Origin of the sequence: Gillisia mitskevichiae (assembly GCF_003634585.1) — a bacterium.
Classification (GTDB): domain Bacteria; phylum Bacteroidota; class Bacteroidia; order Flavobacteriales; family Flavobacteriaceae; genus Gillisia; species Gillisia mitskevichiae.
On the sequence record NZ_RBLG01000002.1, the window covers coordinates 251510 to 274248 of the forward strand.

General features: G+C 33.7%; 23 protein-coding genes. 6 read left to right on the plus strand and 17 right to left on the minus strand.

The features are described 5' to 3' along the window. Positions 1–24 precede the first annotated feature (24 nt). From tsaD to BC962_RS06815, 6 genes are read left to right on the plus strand one after another with little or no spacing between them, the layout of a single operon-like run. Positions 25–1047: a tRNA (adenosine(37)-N6)-threonylcarbamoyltransferase complex transferase subunit TsaD gene (gene tsaD / locus BC962_RS06790; protein WP_121345173.1), complete on the plus strand. Its 1023-nt coding sequence runs from the start codon at positions 25–27 to the stop codon at positions 1045–1047. A 3-nt stretch (positions 1048–1050) separates the two neighbouring features. Beyond that, the gene (locus BC962_RS06795; protein WP_121345175.1) at positions 1051–1761 is read left to right on the plus strand and encodes a 16S rRNA (uracil(1498)-N(3))-methyltransferase; all 711 of its coding nucleotides are present in this window, start codon (positions 1051–1053) and stop codon (positions 1759–1761) included. A 6-nt stretch (positions 1762–1767) separates the two neighbouring features. Further along, positions 1768–2412: a DUF4159 domain-containing protein gene (locus tag BC962_RS06800; protein WP_121345177.1), complete on the plus strand. Its 645-nt coding sequence runs from the start codon at positions 1768–1770 to the stop codon at positions 2410–2412. After that, complete coding sequence (locus tag BC962_RS06805; RefSeq protein WP_121345179.1) at positions 2409–2933, plus strand: TrmH family RNA methyltransferase; 525 nt, start codon at positions 2409–2411, stop codon at positions 2931–2933. Before BC962_RS06800 ends, BC962_RS06805 begins: the two co-directional genes overlap by 4 nt. A 12-nt stretch (positions 2934–2945) precedes the next feature. Then, complete coding sequence (locus tag BC962_RS06810) at positions 2946–4034, plus strand: AI-2E family transporter (protein ID WP_121345181.1); 1089 nt, start codon at positions 2946–2948, stop codon at positions 4032–4034. A gap of 11 nt (positions 4035–4045) precedes the next feature. Continuing rightward, on the plus strand, positions 4046–5242 hold the full coding sequence (locus BC962_RS06815) for a class I SAM-dependent methyltransferase (RefSeq protein WP_121345182.1): 1197 nt from the start codon (positions 4046–4048) through the stop codon (positions 5240–5242). Between the two features lie 68 nt (positions 5243–5310). Here BC962_RS06815 and BC962_RS06820 read toward each other — a convergent pair whose 3' ends face one another. The 17 genes from BC962_RS06820 to BC962_RS06900 all read right to left on the minus strand — a co-directional run bounded on the left by BC962_RS06820 (position 5311) and on the right by BC962_RS06900 (position 22670). Beyond that, positions 5311–6594 carry a phenylacetate--CoA ligase family protein gene (locus BC962_RS06820; protein WP_121345184.1) on the minus strand — a complete coding sequence of 428 codons (1284 nt, stop codon included), beginning with the start codon at positions 6592–6594 and terminating at the stop codon, positions 5311–5313. A 3-nt stretch (positions 6595–6597) separates the two neighbouring features. Further along, positions 6598–8268: a C45 family autoproteolytic acyltransferase/hydolase gene (locus tag BC962_RS06825; RefSeq protein ID WP_121345186.1), complete on the minus strand. Its 1671-nt coding sequence runs from the start codon at positions 8266–8268 to the stop codon at positions 6598–6600. A gap of 11 nt (positions 8269–8279) precedes the next feature. Beyond that, positions 8280–11261 (minus strand): MMPL family transporter, encoded by a 2982-nt coding sequence (locus BC962_RS06830; RefSeq protein WP_121345188.1) that lies wholly within the window; start codon positions 11259–11261, stop codon positions 8280–8282. Continuing rightward, positions 11262–12470 (minus strand): DUF2062 domain-containing protein, encoded by a 1209-nt coding sequence (locus BC962_RS06835; RefSeq protein WP_121345190.1) that lies wholly within the window; start codon positions 12468–12470, stop codon positions 11262–11264. 72 nt (positions 12471–12542) lie between these two features. Continuing rightward, on the minus strand, positions 12543–12911 hold the full coding sequence (locus BC962_RS06840; RefSeq protein WP_121345192.1) for a hotdog family protein: 369 nt from the start codon (positions 12909–12911) through the stop codon (positions 12543–12545). Between the two features lie 67 nt (positions 12912–12978). Further along, positions 12979–13599, minus strand: coding sequence for a LolA family protein (locus tag BC962_RS06845; RefSeq protein ID WP_121345193.1), 621 nt, complete (start codon positions 13597–13599; stop codon positions 12979–12981). Next, a complete protein-coding gene (locus BC962_RS06850; protein WP_121345195.1) occupies positions 13586–14356 on the minus strand; it encodes a polysaccharide deacetylase family protein in 771 nt (256 codons plus the stop codon). The genes BC962_RS06845 and BC962_RS06850 overlap by 14 nt, the downstream gene beginning before the upstream one ends. Next, positions 14353–15420, minus strand: coding sequence for a beta-ketoacyl synthase chain length factor (locus BC962_RS06855; RefSeq protein ID WP_121345197.1), 1068 nt, complete (start codon positions 15418–15420; stop codon positions 14353–14355). Before BC962_RS06855 ends, BC962_RS06850 begins: the two co-directional genes overlap by 4 nt. Continuing rightward, positions 15413–16603, minus strand: coding sequence for a beta-ketoacyl-[acyl-carrier-protein] synthase family protein (locus BC962_RS06860; protein WP_121345199.1), 1191 nt, complete (start codon positions 16601–16603; stop codon positions 15413–15415). The genes BC962_RS06855 and BC962_RS06860 overlap by 8 nt, the downstream gene beginning before the upstream one ends. A gap of 3 nt (positions 16604–16606) precedes the next feature. Then, complete coding sequence (locus BC962_RS06865) at positions 16607–16864, minus strand: phosphopantetheine-binding protein (protein WP_121345200.1); 258 nt, start codon at positions 16862–16864, stop codon at positions 16607–16609. Next, positions 16857–17468 carry a hypothetical protein gene (locus BC962_RS06870; RefSeq protein WP_121345202.1) on the minus strand — a complete coding sequence of 204 codons (612 nt, stop codon included), beginning with the start codon at positions 17466–17468 and terminating at the stop codon, positions 16857–16859. Before BC962_RS06870 ends, BC962_RS06865 begins: the two co-directional genes overlap by 8 nt. Further along, the gene (locus BC962_RS06875) at positions 17468–18604 is read right to left on the minus strand and encodes a beta-ketoacyl-[acyl-carrier-protein] synthase family protein (protein ID WP_121345204.1); all 1137 of its coding nucleotides are present in this window, start codon (positions 18602–18604) and stop codon (positions 17468–17470) included. The genes BC962_RS06870 and BC962_RS06875 overlap by 1 nt, the downstream gene beginning before the upstream one ends. Then, a complete protein-coding gene (locus BC962_RS06880) occupies positions 18605–19024 on the minus strand; it encodes an acyl-CoA thioesterase (protein WP_121345206.1) in 420 nt (139 codons plus the stop codon). It lies immediately after the preceding gene. Then, on the minus strand, positions 19025–19474 hold the full coding sequence (locus BC962_RS06885; protein ID WP_121345208.1) for a hypothetical protein: 450 nt from the start codon (positions 19472–19474) through the stop codon (positions 19025–19027). A gap of 6 nt (positions 19475–19480) precedes the next feature. Then, the gene (locus tag BC962_RS06890) at positions 19481–20359 is read right to left on the minus strand and encodes an LpxL/LpxP family acyltransferase (RefSeq protein ID WP_121345209.1); all 879 of its coding nucleotides are present in this window, start codon (positions 20357–20359) and stop codon (positions 19481–19483) included. 2 nt (positions 20360–20361) lie between these two features. After that, positions 20362–21099: a 3-oxoacyl-ACP reductase FabG gene (gene fabG / locus BC962_RS06895; RefSeq protein WP_121345210.1), complete on the minus strand. Its 738-nt coding sequence runs from the start codon at positions 21097–21099 to the stop codon at positions 20362–20364. A 32-nt stretch (positions 21100–21131) separates the two neighbouring features. After that, positions 21132–22670, minus strand: a complete 1539-nt coding sequence (locus tag BC962_RS06900; protein ID WP_121346029.1) for an HAL/PAL/TAL family ammonia-lyase — start codon at positions 22668–22670, stop codon at positions 21132–21134. Positions 22671–22739 lie beyond the last annotated feature (69 nt).

A 22739-nucleotide genomic window follows, 5' to 3' on the forward strand; every position in this document is an offset into this window, starting at 1 on the left:
TATTAATACGCCTACCTTTTCTTAATGGCTTCCCAAAATATATACATTCTGGCTATAGAATCATCTTGCGATGACACGGCCGCCGCTATACTAAAAAACGATACTTTATTATCCAATATTGTTGCGACCCAAGAGGTACATCAAAAATTTGGAGGTGTGGTTCCGGAACTCGCTTCTAGAGCACATCAACAAAACATTGTTCCTGTTATTCATCAGGCGATTGCTGAGGCAAATATCGACAAAAAAGACATATCTGCAATTGCCTTTACCAAAGGACCTGGTTTAATGGGTTCACTTCTGGTTGGTACTTCTTTCGCAAAATCTTTAGCACTTGGACTTAACATTCCTTTAATAGAGGTAAACCATATGCAAGCACATATTTTAGCGCATTTTATAAAGGAGCAGAATTATAAAATTCCGGAGTTTCCTTTCCTGGCACTTACTATAAGTGGTGGGCATACTCAAATTGTAAGGGTAGACAGTCATTTTGAAATGAAAGTGATTGGACAAACGATAGATGATGCCGTAGGAGAAGCTTATGATAAAAGTGCAAAAATCATGGGACTGCCCTATCCTGGAGGGCCTCTCATAGATAAATATGCACAATTAGGAGATCCTAAAGCTTACAAATTCACAAAACCAAAAGTGGGTGGTTTAGATTTTAGTTTCAGTGGTTTAAAGACTGCTATTCTTTATTTTATTCAGAAACAAGTAAAGGAGAACCCAAATTTTATTGAAGAAAACCGAAATGATATCTGCGCCTCTATTCAATATACCATTGTAAATATTTTAATGGATAAGCTGAAAAAAGCAGTGAAAGAGACGGGGATCAATCAAATTGCAATTGGCGGTGGGGTTTCTGCGAACAGCGGGATTAGAAAAGCTCTAAATGAAGCAGAGGGTAAATACGGATGGAAAACCTATGTCCCAAAATTTGAATATACTACAGATAATGCTGCTATGATTGGAATTGTTGGTTATTATAAGTATTTAGCAAAAGATTTTACAGACCTTTCGGTAACCGCTCAACCGCGATATAAAATTTAAAGCATGCAGTTATTTTATCACCAAGATATAGTAGAAGAAGCTCAACAAATAATTTTTCCTAGAGAAGAAAGCAAGCATATAGTAAAAGTTTTACGGAAGAAAGAAGGAGATATTTTATATGTAACTAATGGAAAAGGATTTCTGTTTATTTCTGAATTAACTTTGATCACAGCGCAACAATGTATTGCGAAGGTGATAGAAGTAAAGAAAGAAGATAAACCTAAGTATTATTTACATATGGCTGTTGCTCCTACTAAAATGAACGATCGTTACGAGTGGTTCTTAGAAAAGGCCACAGAGATTGGTGTAATGGAGATCACGCCAATTATATGTGATCACAGTGAACGCAAAGTGGTAAAACTGGATCGGTTTGAAAGAGTCTTACAAAGTGCAATGAAGCAATCCTTGCATTTTACAATGCCTAAACTCAATCAACCAGTAAGATTTTCGGAGTTTGTTACAGATACTCCAGAGGGAAGTAAATTTATAGCACATTGCGAAGATGAAATAGATAAAAAATCCTTACAAAATTGTTTAGAGCTTAATGACAGATCTATTATTTTGATAGGCCCTGAAGGAGATTTTTCTTCAGAAGAAATAGAATTAGCAATGCAAAATGACTGGAAACCAATAAGTTTAGGGAACACGAGATTAAGAACTGAGACTGCTGCTATCGTAGCTTGTCACACCGTTGCTTTATTGAACGAAGATTAATATTAAATGAAACAGGTAGTAAGCATCTTCCTAATCTTTTTGTTCAGCCTTAATATAGCTGCGCAGGAAATTGCTTTGCTAAAGTATCAAGGAGGTGGAGATTGGTATGCTAATCCAACTGCATTGCCAAACCTAATAAAGTTTTGCAATCAAAATATTAATACTGCTATAAAAAATAAGGTTGAAACCGTTACTCCCGGAAGCGTAGCTATTTTTCAGTATCCTTTTATCCATATGACGGGTCATGGAAATGTAGTCTTTAGCAATGAGGAAGCTGTTAACTTAAGAACTTATTTACTTGGTGGAGGATTTCTGCATATAGATGATAATTATGGGATGAATAAATTTATTAGAGCAGAATTAAAAAAAGTGTTCCCTAATAAGGAGCTTCAAGAATTATCTGCGTCTCACCCAATTTTTAGCAGTGCTTTTAATTTTCCAAATGGTTTGCCCAAGATCCATGAACATGATGGTTTAGGACCTCAAGCTTTGGGTTTATTTGAAAATGACAGGCTTATTCTTCTATTTACTTTTGAAAGTGATCTTGGTGATGGCTGGGAAGATCCAGCAGTGCACAACGATCCGCCCGAAGTTCGCCTTAAAGCCCTGCAAATGGGAGCTAATATTATTAAATATGTTTTTGAAAATTGAGTTTACAACTAGATCACTCCACACATTCTGAATCTGAAAAGAAGTTTCCCATTGTTATTCTCACAGATAATATAACGGGAGAAGCAAATATTGGAAGTCTATTTAGACTGGCCGATGCTTTTAATATTGAGAAAATATTATTTTCTGGAACTCCTATCAATTTAAAAAGCAATAGACTTAGGAGAACAGCAAGAGGCACTTTTGAAAAAGTTGTTTTTGAACATACAGAAAACATTCTAGAAACAATCGAAAATTATAAAGCCAAGAGTTATATGGCTGTAGCTCTAGAAATCACTTCAGATAGTGTGGCATTGGATGTTTTAAAACTGAAAAATGACTCGAAAGTCTTACTTATTATTGGTAATGAGAGACACGGTATAAGCCAATTAGTTCTAGATGCAATTCAAACAAAAGTCCATATTCCTATGTTTGGAAATAATAGCAGTATGAATGTTTCTCAGGCTACTGGGATTGCATTGTACGAATTTTCAAAAACCTTTCTTAACTTTCGTCAGAAATAATATCTTTACCCTGTGAACGCAAAAACATTTTCTTACGGGATATTAAGAGCTTTAGGAATTCTATTTGGGATCTTTCTTCTTTTATTCTTTCTTTTTAAAATTCAATCTGTACTAGTTTACATAGCTATTGCAGGAGTGATCTCTTTAATTGGAAGACCCATTGTTATATTTTTAAGGTCAAGACTAAAAGTGCCAAATCTGGCAGCTGTTCTAATTGTGCTACTATTTGTATTAGCTATATTTGTAGGAATAATTTTAGTATTTGTTCCTATTGTAATTGAACAAAGCCATCATTTAGGTCAGATAGATGTAGAAGCTTTTAAGAGCGATATTAATTTAATGAACGATCAGATAAATGATTATCTAGGAGTTAAAGACATTAACTTGATGGAAAGCTTAAAGCAAAGTGAGCTCGTTCAAAGCTTTGATGTGAATCTTATTCCAAAATTCTTAAATAGTGTTTTCGGGATCTTGGGAGCTACTTTGATAGCTGTTTTCTCCATCATGTTCATCTCATTTTTTCTTTTAAAGGATAGTAAATTAATGCTGAATAGCATTTTGGTTTTTGCTAATAAAGGTGAAGAAGATAAATTTCAAAGGGTATTTAATAAGATCAAAATATTACTTTCAAGATATTTTGTAGGGCTCACGATGCAAGTGTTTGTTTTATTCATCCTTTACTTTTTATTGCTTAGTATTTTTGAAATTAACAATCCTCTTGCAATTGCATTTATATGTGCGGTGCTTAACTTAGTGCCTTACTTAGGCCCTATTTTTGCTGGAATCTTGATGGCATTATTCGTTATTTCAAGTAATCTTGGAGCCGATTTTCAAATTGTAATTCTACCCAAACTAATTTTTGTGATGATGGGTTATTCCATTTCTCAACTAATAGACAATTTAATAAGCCAGCCAATGATCTTTGGTGCCAGTGTAAGATCACATCCCTTAGAGATATTTCTTATTATCCTTATTTCAGGGCTATTATTTGGGATTATCGGAATGGTAGTGGCAATTCCTTTTTATACTGCTTTAAAAGTGATCGCTAAGGAATCCTTGAGCGAATATAAGATCGTTAAGAGACTTACAAGAGATCTTTAAAACCCATTAGCTTGAATAAAGCACTATTACATCCCGATGTTAAGAAGTTTATTCAGAGCCATCTAAATGATGATCTTACTAAGCTAATTTTGAAAGGCTCCCCTTTTCCAGATGTTAGTGTTCAAGAAATAGCAACCCAGATCTCTGGCCTAAAGAAAGCCAAAACCAAATTACCTACATGGTTTAAAAATCAAAGTATACTCTATTCTCCTAATTTAAATTTAGAGCAAACTTCTTCCGAGATCACTGCTAAATATAAAAGCCAGTTAATTACTGGAGACACTTTAATAGATCTCACTGGTGGTTTTGGGATAGACGATTACTATTTTTCTAAAAGATTCAAAAAGGTCATTCATTGTGAACTAAATGCGGAGCTTTCTGAATTAGCCTCTCATAATTTTTCTGAATTAGGTGCAAGCAACATTAAAACACATATTGGAGATGGATTGGAAATCTTAAAAGAACTAGGAGAAAAAGTAAATTGGATCTATTTAGATCCCGCCAGAAGAGATGACTATGGCGGAAAAGTTTTTCTTTTAGAACAATGCACTCCCAATGTCCCTAAAAACCTAAAACTTTTATTTCAGAATTCAGATAATATATTAATAAAATCCTCGCCGCTATTAGATCTTTCTGCTGGTATTGCTGAATTGCGAAAAGTAACTGAAATTCATATAGTTGCAGTAAATAATGAGGTTAAAGAGTTGTTATGGGTTTTAAATAGAAATATTTCCAAGGAAATAAAGATCAAGACCATCAATATTACTAAAAATGAAACTCAGGTTTTTGAAGCTATTTTCGAAGAGCTGTTAGCACCTATAAAATATAGTTCAGCATTAAAATTTCTTTACGAGCCCAATCCGGCTATCATGAAAAGTAAACTTTTTAGTGCTTTAGCTACAGAAACAAATACCAAGAAATTACACTCAAATTCTCATTTATTCACTTCAGAAGTATTACAAGCGTTCCCTGGTAGAAGCTTTGAGATCATGGAAGTTTTAAACTATAATAAAAAAGCTTTAAAAAGATCTCTTAAACTGAAAAAGGCAAATATTACTACGAGAAATTTTCCTAAAACTGTAAGTGAGATTAGAAAAGAATTGAAAATTGAAGATGGTGGAAAAGACTACCTCTTTTTCACTACAGATCTCAATAATGATAAAATTGTTTTGGAATGTAAGAAGATTGCTAATCTTAAGGAATCTTAAAGTCTACATTAGTTAGAATCCCAATAACAACAGGAACAATTTCGAGTAATTAAAATCTCATTAAGCTATTAACGCCTTAGATCCAGAAATAATACCGGTTTTCTACTTCCTTTTGGATTCTTTAAATTATTAATTTCAGAGTCGCTAATCATTTCAATTTCAGGAATTACATGCAATCTTGTTTGAAAATGTTGTTTTAATTCTTCTTGCTCCACTTCTATTAAAGAATTGGAGATCTTAATAGTTAATAGATCCAATTCATTTTCATCTTTTTGTACAACCACAACGAAATTGGAAATAGAATTAAATTCTACAAGAACATCTATTATATGCTGCGGATATAAGCTGGTTCCTTTATATTTAACATGTTGTTTCTTTCTACCAAGAACAGGACTTAAACGCATGGTGTTTCTACCACATTTACAGCTTTCATTGGTATAACTCACCAAATCTCCGGTTGCAAAACGCACCAATGGCATAGTTTGCACTTTTAAAGTAGTGACCACTAACTCCCCTATTTCGCCCATTTTCACAGCATTTCCAGCTTCATCTAAAACTTCAGTATAAACTAATTCTGGTTGAATATGATTTCCTGTGTGATGCTCACATTCTGTAAAAGCTGTAGCCATTTCTGTAGAAGCATAGGTAGAAAATAATTCTATACCCCACAGTTCTGTGATCTTTCTACCCAAGGCATTTAAGTCGTAATTTTGATCTCTTAGCGGTTCTCCGATACAAATTGCTGCTTTTACAGAAGAATTTTTATAATCTATAGCATTCGATTCTGCATATTCTATCATTTTCAATAAAAACGAAGGTACTGCCACCAAATAATTCGGTTTAAAGCGCTCTATGGAATCCCATTGTAAATGTGGCAATCCGCTTCCTGTTCTAATAATTCCTGCCCCAAGTTTCCTTAAACCCAAGAAATAAGCCATTCCAGCAATGAACCTTCTATCTAAAGTAGTTGTAATTTGAACTTTATCTCCTTTTAAAATACCTGCCATCTTAAAAGATTGCATTTCATTTATGGCTAATCTCTCAAGATCGGCTTCATTCAATAAGAAATTCACAGGATTTCCTAAAGTTCCAGAGGTAGTTACATGATCTATTATGTCTTCCCTGGGAACGCATATAAAATCCTCGTTATATCCCTGAAGATCTTCTTTTGTAGTTACTGGGATTCGTTTTAGATCTGCTTCCGTTTTAATTTCACTAACATCAATACCATGTACTTTAAAAAGTTGTTTGTAGAATTTAGAATTCTTTTGAACGTAGAGCAATTGCTTTTGCAGTTCTAACCATTGAATTCTAGCTATTCTTTCTTTAGATTCAGTTTGAAGGGAGGTCATAATTTATAATTTTCGATAGCTTTTAGCGATCATTTTATCAAGATAATCAAGGTCTGGTAAGGTAGTAACTTCTCTCCTTTTAGCTTGTTTAAAATATATAATTGCTTTCTTAAATTCTTTTTTCTGAAAATAATACTCTCCAGCTAAAGCATATGTTTTCCAATAATTTATATTTAGCTGAATCAAACTATCAAGATCTTCAGTTTTAATAGGTTCTTCATCTGTAATCTGTTGATGGAGCTTTTTATACAGAACCCTAAAGTCTTCGTAGTCTTTAAATTTCTTAGTGTAAATAAAGTCATCTGCCGGAATTGTTTCCGAAGCATTTAGCACACTTTTATAATTCGATCCTTTTTCAAAGATCTCAAAAGCTTCTTCAAGATCATAAGCTATAAAAGCTCCTAACTGATAGGGATTTGCACTTACCCACACTTTTCTTTCTTCAGGTTTAAAAATAATTCCGTGATGTGCAAGTAACTGATTGATCGCTTTTTCATTTCCTAGTCCCAGATCTACTCCTTTAAGTCCCTCTTTATTTCTTAAGATTGAAGCTGCTTTCTTTGGATCTAAAGAATTATTAGTAGCTACTAATTCCTTCATTCTATCATATCTATATTGAGAATGACTTTCTAAGATTGCTTCAGAATTTCTTCTATCATCTTGATATGCCTCACTCTGAAAATGATTACTGCAAATAAGCTGATCTGAATTTGGAACTTCATATACTCCAAAATTATTCGGAGATACTTCAATTAAGATCGCTTTATTTTCCGCAGCGCTTCCTATCATAATAGATTCTGAAACAAAAACTTCTCTTTTGCGTGCTATTGCAATGGCTTCTTCTGTGTTTTCGGCATATTGAAGGATCTCTCTAGCCACCAATGAAATGGGTGTTTTCGCTATTAATGGAATCATAGATTTTCCTGCATTTATGGTAACCGTAAGACCTTTATCATTCATCCCGCTTACTACCCCTATCATTCCTCCCCAAGTGTACATCATAAATTTGTGCCCTTCGGTCGGATTTACAAAAGCGACCATTTTTTCTTCAGCAAACTCATCGCCTGCATAAAAGTCGAAGTTCCTGCCAACTAGTAATTTCCCGTCTTCGGTTTTAAGATCCCATGCGGCAAAAGAGGTACAACCAACTAACATTAGATCCTGTAGCGCATGTCCAATATCATGTGCTCCATGTAAATACAACATTCGCACATATGCTGGGGCAAAACTATCATATTTTGGCAGTGCGAATCTTGACACTCCGTAAATCTCTTTTTTATATTCCTCAGGGACGTAGAGGTAGATCTTCCGGTTAAACCAACCAATCATTTTGCTTAAAAAATTTTGATAACCAACAGAAGGTACCAAAGTCTCGATCTTCGTCATAAACGCAGATTCTTGCTTATGCATTAACTCTCTAGTCAGGGAGCCATTTACGATCCCTCTTTCCAAAGCATCCCCTTCTAAATATAATTCCCAAATGCCATATTTGTTCTTCAGAAGTGTGTTTTTTCCTATGGAATAAAGGCTATCGTTATGTTTAGTTCTAAGGGTATCAATTTTTTCTATCCCAGAAATATCTGGAATTTTCTGCATAGATCTATTAATCCCACATGAGACTTGTAGAAGAATCATGAAAAGAACAGCCCCTAAACGAATTATATACAGTTTCATCTTTCGGTTTGTTAAACCATTTTTTGAAGCAAGATTACTCCATTCTGTCTATAAAGGATCTCAAAGTTTGAGTCTACGATCCATTGATAGGCGTAACCCTCATCTAAAATAATCACTTTTTGAACATGTTTTGCAACTAATTGATGGATCTCTTTTTCAAACACATTATTAGAAGATCTGGAGATCACGATCGATTTAAATTCTGTGAAGTTCTCGGGAAGCTCATTTTTAAATTCCAGTTGCTGAGATCTAGTTGCGTAACAATTATTAGCGATCTGAAGTTTTTCCTGATTTATTTCCAATCCAGTAATTAAATTCTTAGGATTCTTAAAATGTAGATAAATTGGTAACAGCCCGAAACCTGAATAAAAATGAAGAATATTTTCATTTTCTAAAAATTCAGCAAGCTTTAGATAACGTTCTCTATTCTTATCGAAATCTTTCTTTACCGTTCTAAATATCTTTTTATATCTATAATTAGCAATGATCTCTTTTTTAAAATACAGTTTATCCTTAGTCGAATTCCTATTAAAATTAAGAGCTAAGCCTAAGGCTGTATAAGGCGCCAAGCCTTTTTCTCTGGGTTTTATAAAAAGAAAATCAAAGATTGCACCTTGCAAAATAAATGCAACCGAAACTGCCGAAAACACTCCAATAATAGATACTATAGAAATAGATCTCAAAGCCGGGTGCTTGGCAAAGAATAAAGCTCCAATTCCCAATAAGGTCGTAATTACCGAGAGCAATATGGAAGTTCGATACGTTTTAAGAACCTTGGCTCCAAATTCATATTCCTTCAAAAATGCGTTGGTAATAAATATGCTATAATCTAAGCCCAATCCAAAGATGAAGGTGGAAATTATAATATTTAAAATGTTGAATTCAATATTAAAAAAAGCCATCATTCCTAAAGCGATCACCCATGTAATTCCTATTGGCAAAAGGGTTAGAAAACTTAACATCAAAGATCTATAACAGATTAAAAGTATTAGAAAAACAGCAATTATAGAGTAACTAATCAACTGGTTAAAATCACTTTTTAAATTCCCTAGAAAGCTCTGGTTTAATTGCTTTCTATCTATTACCACAACATTCTTAGTTTCCTTTATTGTCGAAAGAATTCCCTTCGAGGATGTGGGATCCAAATTTATAGAAGTAGTTACGGTTGCAAGACCTGGCTTAGAAGATAAAAAATCATCTAGATATAAAGTTTTTGTATTTCTGTAGTCTTCAAGATAAATAGGATCAAAATCCTTAGAAATTTGATCATACAGGCTTTCAAAACTCTCTGGTCTAAATCCGAATTCTGAAGACTCTGCAATTAATGTGGACTTAAGGTTTTCTTGTCGTTCTAGAGTCCAGAATTCCTTCCACTTATTAATTTTTTCCAGTTGCGTATTTGTAGAAAGCACCACTCCCCCAATACTACTAAATGCTTCTATATCGCCAGAATCCTTTAGAACATTTAATTTTTCATAGAGTTCATTATTTGCTTCCAAAGCTTCATCTGTAGTATTTCCATAAGTTACCAGATAAATCGATTTTGCTGCATTACCAGCAATAGCTTGAACTTCTTTTTCAGCTTGCTTAATTTCCGAAGGCTCAAAATTTATTGCTGAAAGGTCATTATTGAATTGAACTTTTGTAAAATAAAAAAGACTAAAAATGAACAAACCTAAGATTGCTATTATTAGATAAGGCTTCTTATGATAAGCTATTCCCGCAATCTTATCTATAAAGGTCTCTTTTGTAATTACTTTTTCTGTTGGTACATTATATAAAATAGGAATTAGGACAAGTGCAACAACAGAAGCGACTAAAACACTAACTGCTGCAAATATTCCTAAATCATTTAAAGCCTCACTTTTAACGAATAAAAGACATAAAAAAGCCACTGCGGTAGTACAGCTACTCATTAAAATAGGTGCCGTTACGTCCTTATATAAATGAGAAAGATCATTATTATTTTTATAATGCGTGAGTATATGCAAGGCGTAATCTAAACTGATCCCTAATAAAATTGCTCCTATCCCAACAGAAATTGCCGAAATACTACCTTTAAAAACATATAGTACAGCAATGGCAGTAATTCCACCTATAATACTTGGAACAAATAATATTAGTGGAATATAGATCCTTCGGTAATAAAAAAATAATAGTAGTAAAAGCACTCCGCTAGCAAAGCCAAGAGTTAATTTTATGTCCTTTTTTATCTGGTTGGCATTGGCTACAGAATATAGAACACCCCCGAAAAATTGGGATTTAACCGATGAGTATTCCGCATTTAAAGAATTTTGAAGCTGATTTAATTCTTTTATAAACACAGCATTTTTATCTGTTTCTGAAGCTGGATACGTTGGCGACAAGAATAGCAATAAATGCTTTTCATCTTTAGTTAAAAGGAAACTATTATATAATTTAAAATCATCACCAACCTGTAATTCTTCGAGCTTTTTCAAACCAAGATTTGTGAAAGAAAGTGGATCTTTAAAAATAAAATCTTTGGTTACCAGACCAGTGGGAGAAATAATGCTTTTATAATCATTTTTTAAACGTTGCTGAATGGTATCTAATTCCAACCGATCACTTATGGTCTGGTAATCGGAATTATTTAAAAATAACGGTAAATTATTGTAAACAAAACCATAGATCTCCAAGATCCCTTCCTCTGGTACTTTTCCTTGAATATTCTTTACATAGCTTGGAAGCTTAGAATTTATAGAATCTATAAACCGTTGTGCATATTCGGTTAGTTCTTCCGGAGAATTATTTTCTGAAGTCGCAGAAATTGTAACAATGATCTTATCTGAGAACTCAGTTTGATTCAAGACTTTCTTAAGCACATCCTGCTGTGCTCCTTCCGGAATAAGGCTGGTAATATCTTCTTCTAAATTTATCTTAGATGCCAAAAATGACAACAAGGATAAGATCAGGATTCCTGAAAATATCGCAAGAAATTTATGTTGCTTTAAATACTGGTTAAAGTGGAACATTTATGGCTTGATAACCTGTTTTGGATTAGTCATCGAAAATAAGAAATAAAAGACAATCCACAGTGTTAAAGCAGTGAATGCTGCTAATGCCATGCTTCCTATAATATATTGCCACAAACTCTCCAAGATCTCTGTGGAAGAATCAAAATCAGATAAACTTAATTCCCATTTAAATCCATGTCCTGTGAGCACATATCCTACTTGATAACTTGCATAAATAATAATAGGTATTAAGGGTGGAATGCTAATATTGGAAAATAGAAAAGCAATTACTTTATTCAATTTAAAACTAGCTGCAAGTATAAAAACCAATAAGGTATGAAGTCCCCAAAAAGGCGAGATCCCAACAAATACACCAAGTGCAATAGCAGCTGCTTTTTTATGTGCTGGTTCCTGATTCTTTAGCACATCCTCGTTCCAAAACTTTTTAAAGCCTTTATCCTTAAAATCCTGATATTTATTCCTGGGATGAATATATAGAAAGCTTACCAAAACGAACCACATGTATAATAAAACGATCCTAACAATATCCATAAAAGGCCGGAAATGCGAAACCCGCTCTTCTCCTTCTTGATAAAGAACTTTAATTGGAATGTTTCTAACGTCTACCTTTCGCCAGACAGCTTTTACAATGACTTCAATTTCAAACTCGAATTTTTTGGTATATAAGGGGATCTTATTAACGATCTCTAATGGATAGAGCCTGTAGCCACTTTGGGTATCATGTAATTGATTCCCGGTAACCACTAAATACCAAAAATTGGAAAATTTATTACCCGTAGAACTTTTATCAGGAATCCCTATTTGATTCATATTTCGATCTCCCACTAATAACATTTCCCTATCGCCGATTTTCTTTTTTTCTAATTCTGATAAAAAAACATCCAAATCATCTGCATAATGCTGCCCGTCCGAATCTAAAGTAATAGCATACTTATAACCTGCGCTTTCAGCTAACTGAAAACCTTTTTTTAGTACGCTACCTTTCCCTTGATTGGAAGGCTTATGACAAATAGTGAGTTGGGAAAATTGTTCAAGAATATGAATGGTGTCATCTATAGAACCATCATTTATAATAATAATATTGTTGGTATATACTAAAACATTCTGGATCACAGATGCCAGAGTTCTTTCATTATTATAAGTCGGGATCACTACACAACACTGTAAGGAGTCAAATCTAGATTGAAATATAGGTGCTGCGCTCAAACAAAAAGGTTTTAAAAATGCAAAAGTATTGTTTATAAATGGAACAGATTAGTTCCTACGGAAATACTTGTGTTAAGAAATAGACTTATAAGTTGCACTGATCTTTAAGGAGATACTATCATTCTGTTTAGCTATTCCTTTAAGTTTAAAATGCCCATCATCCAAAACTATAGAAGATTGTAAAATTAATTTCTCACAAACATTTGGATCTACAACTGCCATAAATTTCACATTAGCAGCGGTCATCAATTGCAATTTTTTATTAGATCTTCGCTCTGCTTCCTCCTTAAAAAGTTGCATCAATATAACACCTGGAGTTACGGGTCTATCTGGAAAATGACCTTTGTATAATTCATGATCCTTATTGATCTTCACCTCAGTTATGAATTCTCCTTCTAGTTCGGTTGAACTGGTTACTGAATAAAAATCTTTTAAAAGCATCTTCTATCTATTTTGAAATGCTAAAATAGAGAGAAAATTGAATTTGGAGGTACGTGTACTTGAATTTTTAATTCTGAAAAACGGAAGGAGGTATAGGCTGATTAAATCTGATGTTTTTAAAATCGATCTCCGTATAATCTCCCGAGGCTTCCATAAGTCTCACGGTTATTACTACTAAATTCCTATCGAAGAGCAGGATTATTTGGTTAAACATGTCTCTAATAGCATTGTCTTTAGGAACAATAACTGCCGAAATTAGATTGGTAGTTTTGAAATAAGAAACATCATAATTTTTTTTGTCTTCTAGTAGCTTACCATTAATACTACCCGAGATCAAAGTAACTAATTTTTCAAATAGTTTATTAGATTTTAGATCGGTGACCGTTTTGTAACCATCGTCGTCTATAATAAGTTTGTCGTCTTTAAATAATATCTTATAATTATAAGGCTGCCTATATTCCCATTTAAGTATATCCGGCGCCATATAATATAATCTCCCGTTGCTAATAGCCGCGCCTTTCATCATTTTAATATACTTTGTCTGGAGAAAATCACTAGACAAAGTTTCTAAGCCGTCCGATCGCTTAGAAACAATTTCTTTGAACTTCAGCGTTTCAGCTTCCGTTAAAGGAGTCTGCGCAAAAGTGGCTACCGAAATAAGAAAAATAACTAGTTTAAGAATACGCATCAATTTGAAATAAATTATCTACCCTTACAGATCTATAATTGTTGGTTTGCAAAAATAACAACAATTGTTCCAATATTTCCACAGTTAGAAGATTGTTATCGTGTAATAAAATTACATCGCCAGGTTTAATATTTTTAATGATCCTTTTTAAAATAAAATTCTTAGAATTTAGAACGGCATCATAAGATCTCACATTCCAACCAATTACCTGATGTCCTGTTATATGCAATGCTCTCATCACCTTCGGATTAATAATTCCGAAGGGAGGGCGAAAGGTTTTTAATCTAATTCCACCTATCTCAAAAGCGATGTCATTACAGTGATTTATTTCTTCAATTATTTTCTGAGTTCTCAAAAATCCCATTTTTCGTGTATGAGAAAATGTATGATTACCAATCATATGCCCTTCATCTATAATTTGTTGAAAGATCGCTGGGTTTTCTTGTATATGTTTTCCAATGCAAAAAAAACTTGCCTTCATGTCAAACTTCTTTAATAGAGCTAAAATCTGCAAAGTGTTTTCTACCGGGCCATCATCAAATGTCAGTGCAATTTCTCTAGTTTCTATCCTTGAATTGCTGTTGTAAGCTTTTACAAAAAAATTCCATTGCACATTCGTGGAAACTAGCAATAAAAAAAGGAGATAAACTAGAACAACAAGCAGTAAGATCCAAATAGATAAAAATTGAAAAAATACCAAGATCACTCCCATGAGAAATAAGAGAATGACTATAATATTAAATGGTTTGTAATTCAAGGCTTTTGTAATAGGATTAGGCTATGATTGCTGTTTGAAGAAAAATTATATATAAGGATGTTTTTAGGCTTTGTACTAGAAACGGTATTGAGTTTTAAAATAGCTGGAATTTCCTGCTTTTTTAGAATTAAACAGCTCAACCAAATTGCAAATCCGGATACAGTATTAAAATCTCCTGCCAGATGTTTATATGCAAGTTGGCAAGATTCAGCAAATATGCTGATTTGCAACTCCTCATAGATCTTATCTTGCTCTAAATCTCCATTTTTTCCTAGAAAAAAAATATCCAGATCTTTTAATTTCAACCCATTTCTAGATAAAAAATCAATGATCTTTTCCGAAATTTCGACTGAAGAAGAGTCGGTATTAAAATTCGATACTGCTTTTATTTTAGCGTAACAATTCTCGTTGTATTCGGTTGTTAAATTGAAGAAAAAAGCACCTTCAGAAGTGATAGTTCCCCTAGATCTCTGGGAGAACAAACCTAAGTTATCTATTTTCCCTTGTTTTAAAAATCCGTTCAGATTTCCAAATGAAGTGATCTTTTTAGAAATTTCGTCTACCCCACCTACCAAAACTGAATTCATAGAAAGTTTTTCTTTCAGTAATAAAATAGCATCTATTAAAGCAGATTCTAGAGAAGCGTTTTCTTGGGAATAAGTAAGGTTATATCCCGTACATTTTAAATTTAAAGCGATCTGTCCTCCTACTGTGTTATGAGTAGATTGAATAAAAGAGGTAGGAGTTAACAATTCTTCCTCCTGAGCGAGCATGCTTTCCAGAAATTTCTCTGTATCCTGTTTGCAGCCTTCGCCTGTACCTGTAATTATAGCAGCCGGAAGTTCAACATTGGCATCTTGCAAAGCTATTTTCCCAGCTGTAAGTCCCATTTTTATTGCTTTAGACATTCTTCTTAAAGCCATAGCAGGAATATATTCTTTGAAATTTGGCGAAATAGCCTGAAATATATTCGAATTGTATATCACTGGTTTTTCTGAAAAAATACTTTCTTCAGTTTGCGCAGATATTGCTCCAATCCCAGTAATATAAATAGCTCTACTCATTTTTACTGAAGATTAGAGAGGTACAATTCCCGCCAAAACCAAAAGAATTGGAAAGTACGTAATTAACAGATTTATGCTTTAATTCGGTAATTGGGAGTAATCCTGATTCCTGCATTGGATTGAAAAAATTCAAATTTGGAAAAATTAAATTCTTTTGAAGAGATAATATACTAAAAACCGCTTCTAATGCTCCTGCCGCTGCTAAAGTATGACCAGTAAAGGCTTTAGTAGAACTCAGGTCTGGAATTTTCGAACTGTATATTTGTTTAATAGCATTGCTCTCTGAAAGATCATTGTTTCTGGTTGCAGTTCCATGGGCATTGATATAATCGATCTTTTCAACAGCTATTCCTGCTACTTCCAATGCGTCTTTCATCGCTCTATAAGCGCCCTCACCAGTTTCCGAAGACGCTGTTTGATGATAGGCATCATTAGCATTACCATAGCCAAGGACACGACCAATAATTTTTTTGTCTTTTGCTAAATGCTCAGCTTCCAAAACTAAGTAAGCAGCACCTTCTCCTAAATTAAGGCCATTTCTTGAATCATCAAAAGCTTTGCATTTTTCTTCAGAAAGGATCTTCAAAGAGTTAAATCCGTTTAAAGTGAATTTCGTAAGACAATCTGTTCCACCTACTATAACCCGGTCTAATTCCCCTGCCTTTATTAGTCTTGCTCCTAACATAATGGCATTAGCGCCAGAGGAACAGGCAGTACTAATAGTGGTGGTAAATCCTTTTATATTATGGTAATCTGAAATCTTTTTAGTAGTAAATCCAGGATGTTGTGCAGGGATAAATTGATGATGTGATTTAGAACTTTCATATTCTAAATAATATTTCTCTGTAGCATCCATTCCTCCTACACTAGAACCAGATATAAAACCAGTACTTAGCAGCTCCTTTTCAGATAAGCCAGAAGATTTCATTGCTTCTTTAACCGCTGCAATTCCAAGAAGTGCAGCCCGCGTATAGGAATGATCATTTGCAATTAGAAGGTTTTTTTCTAGGTTAAAGTTGGATATTTTCACTTCTCCAACAGGAAGATGGGTATGTTTGGTAATTAATATTTCAGGAAAAGAAATTCCATCCCTAGCATCAATTAAGGCCTTAAAATTTGCCTCTACCCCGTTGCCTAAGGCAGAAATAATTCCCATTCCTGTTACGGCAACTCCTTTATTCATAGATTATTTAGTTCGGTGAGACTCGATATATTCTGCCATTTTATTAATGGAAATAAAAATTTCTTTCCCTTGATTGGGATCTGTTAATTTGATCCCGTAATCTTTTTCCAGCAATACAATTAATTCCAAGGCATCTATAGAATCTAACCCTAATCCGTCTCCAAAAAGGGAATCATCATTATCTATCTCTTCAATGCTTAGTTCTTCTAAATTAAGTTGTTCTATAATACTCTGTTTAAGCTCTGTGCGTAAATCACTCATTTTCAAATCTATATAATTCCTCTAAGTTAACTTTGGTAAACGGTATCTTTCCATTATTTGAAACCAGGCACAAAAGTACGTCATATTCGTCATTTTTTAGCTCTAACCACCCACAAACAACACTTGTAGCCTTTCCCGAATTCAGTAATCCTTCCGAATAATCTACTAACAAATCTGGATTGAATTTATCTTCAATAAAAAACACATTCTCGCTTTGCAGTTTATATTTTATGCTAATTTCTCCAAGAACAATATTTGGCAAAGTATACACAAAAACTGCTGGAGAAACTATGTTTTCCATAGATCGCTGATGCTTAAGATCTATGTCGTGACTAGAGGACCTATTAGAAAATACTAAAGCCGTATCCTCTGTAAAATTTTGATTCTTTAGTAATAATGAGGCACCAAGAATCCCTAGTTTACATAAAGAATCCATTTTGTGATATTTTGGATAATTAAGCTCCAATTTCTTATAAGAATCTTTTAAAAATTGAGGGAAGCTAATTTCAGGATCAAAAGAAAGAATAGTCTCTTTTTTTTGAAGGAATTTTTCATTTTTAATTCTAATGGAATTTGTGATAAAATATGTTTTAGATCTATCCATTAAAACGCTTTTTTCAGGATCATAGCTAAATTACAACCCCCAAAACCAGAAGCTGTTTTTAATGCTATTTTAAGTTCTCTCTTTTCTAATTTATCAATAATATTTATAGGTTTAGAAACTCCTAATTCTTCGAAATTAAGCGAAGGATATAACTCATTATTAAGCAATGAATGCTTGGTTAGAATTGTTTCTATTAATGCCGAAGCACCTAAGGTATGCCCATAAAAACCTTTAAAACTATTTACAGGAACATGTTCTAAGCCCGCTCTATTAAAGGCAATAGCTTCCATTTCGTCATTAAATAAAGTAGCAGTGCCATGTGCAGATAAATAATCTATTTCTAAAGCTGCTAATTTTGCTTCTTTTAAAGCTAGCTGAATACTTTTATATAAACCTTCACCAGTTCTAGAAGGTCCAGAAATATGATTGGCGTCATTCACTGTGGCATCTCCAACCAAACTTATATTATTAGCTTTTCTCTCCCTCCTACTTACCAAAATCGCCGCAGCTGCTTCTCCTAAACTAATTCCATCTCTGTTTTTTGAAAAGGGTTTACAGGGTGTTGCACTTAATGCTTGAAAAGATTGAAATCCGGAAGTTACAAAGTCGGTAACTAAGTCGCCAGCAACAACTATAGCATCAGTAAATTTTCCTACCTGTATAAATCTTTTGGCAATTGCAACTGCAAGTCCTCCAGAAACACAAGCATTAGAAACAATAATTGGTTGAAGTTTGAAGCCGAAGAAATCCTGAATGATCTTAGCTAAGGAAATTAAACTTGCCCGATCTTTAGAAAAATTTCGGGAATCACCTAAAAGATCTACATTCCCTTTAGTACTCGAAATAACAAGCCCTGTTTCTGAAAGATCTAACTGATTATTATTTAAAACACTTTGAATTGAAAGCAGCATCATTTGCTCCAATTTGGTGAATTTACTTGAGTCTCCTATCTTAGAAAAGTGCTCGGCTAATAGAGATTTGTCTACGATACCAGCATAAAAACCACCGTTTAAAAACCTTGAGTTTTCGTGAAAATGAAGTCCAGAGACCCCTGCTTTAATCGCTTTTATGTTTTCTGAAGTAGAAAAACCAAGTGGAGAGATAATTGAATCTTCCTGTAATAAAATATCCATCATTTAGATCAAGCCCATTTTCTTTTTCCAATCTAAGAAAAACGGTGGATTAATCAATACAAGTTCTTTGCTTTCATTTAGAAAAACTTGAGTTGTTTCTCCCACGCAAACCAATTTATCCCCTTTAAAGATCTTATAAGTAAATACAAGTTTAGCTGAATCTGCAGGTTGGAAGCAAGTTTCTACCTCGAAAGTATCTCCGTATTGCAAAGGCAATTTATGCTCGCAACTAGATTTTACTATTGGTGTAGCAAAGCCATGTTGCTTCATATCTAAGTACGAGATGCCATGTTTAATACAAAGCGCCTCCCGACCATCTTCAAAATATTTTAAATAATTCCCGTGCCAAACGATTTGTAGAGGATCACATTCATTAAATCTTACTTTAAGTTGAATTCGGGATTTAAGAGTCGTTGGGGACATTTATTCTACCGTTACAGTTTTCATTTCTGAAGTTGCTATCACTTCATCATTTTCATTTCTAGTTTCAGCAACTACTAAAGTTACACCCATAACTTCTTTTAGAATTATAACATTTGTAATAAGTTTGGTAGATACTTTAGGTAAGGTTTTTATTTCTATGGCTTTTATAGCGCCAATAAATCCTGTTTTAGGCTTATCTAATCCAGATAAATATCCTTGATATCCACGGTGTAAAGACATACTTTGGGCCATATGTTCTATAAGGCCAGCTTCAGAAAAAAAGCCTTTTTCCACCAATATATTATCTGCGGGAATTACAAATCCTGTTTTCCCAGTTAATGCGGTATATTCAAATAAAGAATCTACCATTACAAATGGTGGTTTCTGCGGTATAAGCTGAATAATTCTTTGAGGATCTAGAATAGGTTCTTGTAATAAATTTTGTTCCATAAAAGTTTAATTGAAATCATTCCAATAATCGTAATAATTATACCACTGATGCGGGTATTTTCTCACCATGCCTTCCAAGTCTCTAAGATAGGCTTTTAATAATTCTTTTGATGAGTCTGCAGGGCCTTCAAAGGATCGCGCATAGAAATGATAATGAAAATCTTTTTCTCTCATTATATGCACAAATAATACAGGGATCTGGTTTCTTGCAGCAAGTTTAAAAGGACCTTGCGGGAATTTGGCAGGTTTACCAAGTAACTTTTCAGTATATGTTTTGGCGTCTTTATAAAACCGGTCTGCTGCAAAAACTAAAAGTTCATTTTTCTTTAAAGCGTCATTCATTAAAAAAATATGAGAAAGATCGTCCTTTAAAATAATTGTTTTTATAGCAGCCTTCCCCGTAACCGATTCTAAATAATTCTTGATCTCCTTATGTTCTAGATCTGTCATGATCAAATTCACGACCGCAGAGTCATGCTTATCACTAAAAAAATGTTGAGCCAAATTAAAGTTCCCTATATGTGCGGTTAAAAGAATTCCTCCTTTTTTCTTCGCTAGTAGGGTATTAATATGATGAATTCCATCGAACTCAAAACTGAATTTATTTTTTAAGCCAACTCCAATAGCCACACGATCCAATTGGATCCTTCCAAAGGTAAAATAACTTCTATAAACCTGAAAAACGGAATTTAAAACGGAATAATTTAACCTCTTTTTAAAAAGGTAATACGTGCTTTTTGTAGATTTAAATGAAAATATTATGAAATATGCAGCTACAAACAGAAGCACAAAATAAGAGGCATAGAGCCCAAAGGTTTTTATAATAAAAACATAGATCCTAAATCCTAGAACGGTCCCTCTAGATTGCCCTTTCCATTCTGCCATAGTTAAGAATACAATCCGCCATTTATATTGATCACCTCTCCAGTAATATAAGATGACTTTTCTGAAGCTAGAAAGGAAACAAGATTTGCCACTTCCTCTGTTTCTCCAAATCTATTTAATGGAATCATTTTTTTAAGAGTGGTTTCATCAAAATCTGCAGTCATATCAGACTTTATAAAACCTGGTGCTACGGCATTTACTGTCACTTTTCTTTTTCCAATTTCTTGAGCTAAAGCTTTCGTAGCAGCGATCACAGCTCCTTTTGCGGCAGAATAGTTTACTTGTCCTGGGTTTCCTTTAAGTCCAGACAAGGAAACTATATTTATTATGCGACCATAACGTTGAGTTAGCATGTTTTTTAAAACTGCCTGAGAACAATTGTAAAATCCATTAAGAGAGGTGTTTATAACAGAATGCCAATCTTCTAGCTTTGTCCATATAAATAAACCATCTTTAGCAATTCCAGCATTATTTATAAGTACTTCAATAGTGCATTCCGGATTATTAATTATCCATTCTCCTATTGTTCCTGAAACTTCTTCAGTATTAGAAACATTAAATTTTAGAAGTTCACAACGTACGTTTTTTTCAATAATAGATTTCTGCGTTTCTAATGCAGCATTTTCATTAGAATTAAAATTCAGCAGGATATTGTAACCTAGATCTTCAGCAAGTTTAAGCGCAATGGCCTTCCCAATTCCTCGGGATCCTCCAGTTACTAAAGCATATTTTAATTTCATTGAAAAGTTTTAAATATAAATACTTGCCTTGATTAAATTTTATAGGCGTCCTGAGTTTTAATAAATTCTTTAATTAATTCCTGAATTTTATAAAGTGGGAAGTCTTCCTTTATCTCTGGAACTATTTTATCCAAGATTTCAAATTTTTCTCGAGTAAGCGTAGATAAGTGTTCTTTTATATCGAGATGTCTCAATGCCTGAACTATAGTTAGTAGCTCGACACTTAATACCTCAAATGCATTATCTATAACTGTTTTAGTTACAGTAGCAGCATTGGTTCCCATACTCACAATATCTTGATTATCATTATTATTTGGAATACTGTGAACATACATAGAATTTGAAAGCATTTGGTTCTCTGCTGTTGTAGAGACCGCACAAAACTGCGCACCCTGCATCCCAAAGTTAAGACCAAGTACCCCTAAATTCACAAAAGGTGGTAAAATATTATTAAGACGATCGTTCAATAGATAATTTAATTGACGCTCTGCAAGCATGGTTAATTTAGTAACCACCAATTTAAGCTTGTCCATTTCTAGCGAGACATAATCTCCATGAAAATTCCCTCCATGATATACCTGCTTTCTTTCCACATCTATAATAGGATTGTCGTTGGCAGAATTCACCTCTTCTAGTAATATCTTTTGAGTATGTTCTATCGTATCGTAAACGGGTCCTAGAATTTGCGGGACACAGCGTAAACTATAATATTCCTGAACCTTTTCTTCGAAATATTCGCTTTCAGGATTTTTTCCGCTGTATAAATGTTCATTTCTATCTCGGGTAAGAGAAGAATCTTTTAGATGAGTTCTCATTTTCTTAGCTACTTCTTGTTGGCCAACATGAAGTTTTGTTCCATTTAATTCAGAAGATAAATGATCGTCATAAGCTTCAACAATTTCATTGATCGCCGAAGAACAGAATATAGACCAGTTGAGTAACCTTTTTGCGTAAATAACATTTACGATCCCAATCCCCGTCATTGCAGAAGTTCCATTCATCAATGCTAAACCTTCCCTTTGTTCAATTTTAATTGGTTGTATATTTTCTTCTGAAAAAACTTCTGCTGTCTTCCTTTTTTCTCCTTTAAAATATACTTCACCTTCCCCAATAAGCACTAACGCCAAATGTGCCAATTGTACCAGATCTCCGGAAGCTCCTACTCCCCCATGTTCAAAAATCAAAGGAGTAATATCTTTATTTATAAGATTCTGCATGGTTTCTACTACAGAAGCATGTACGCCAGATTTACCGAGAGCCAAAGTATTTAATCTAGCAAGCATTAAGGATTTTACATATAATGGCTCCATAGGTTTCCCCATTCCTGAAGCATGGCTTCTTATAAGATTATATTGTAATTTCTGTCTATCCTTGTCTTTGATCTTATACTGAGCCATCGGCCCAAATCCTGTATTTACTCCATAAATCACTTTATTTTTAGAAAATTCCTCTAAAAATTTGAAGCTTATAGACATACGCTCCATTATTGATGGATCTAATGTTATTTTAGAATCTTCAAAAAGGACTTCATAAAAATTATTAAAATCAAGAGCTGTTGTAATTTGGAGCATACGATAGAAATCCAGGATTATTAGTAGTGTATCCTTTGCAGGAACTGTTAATTCTCTTAACAAATGTAC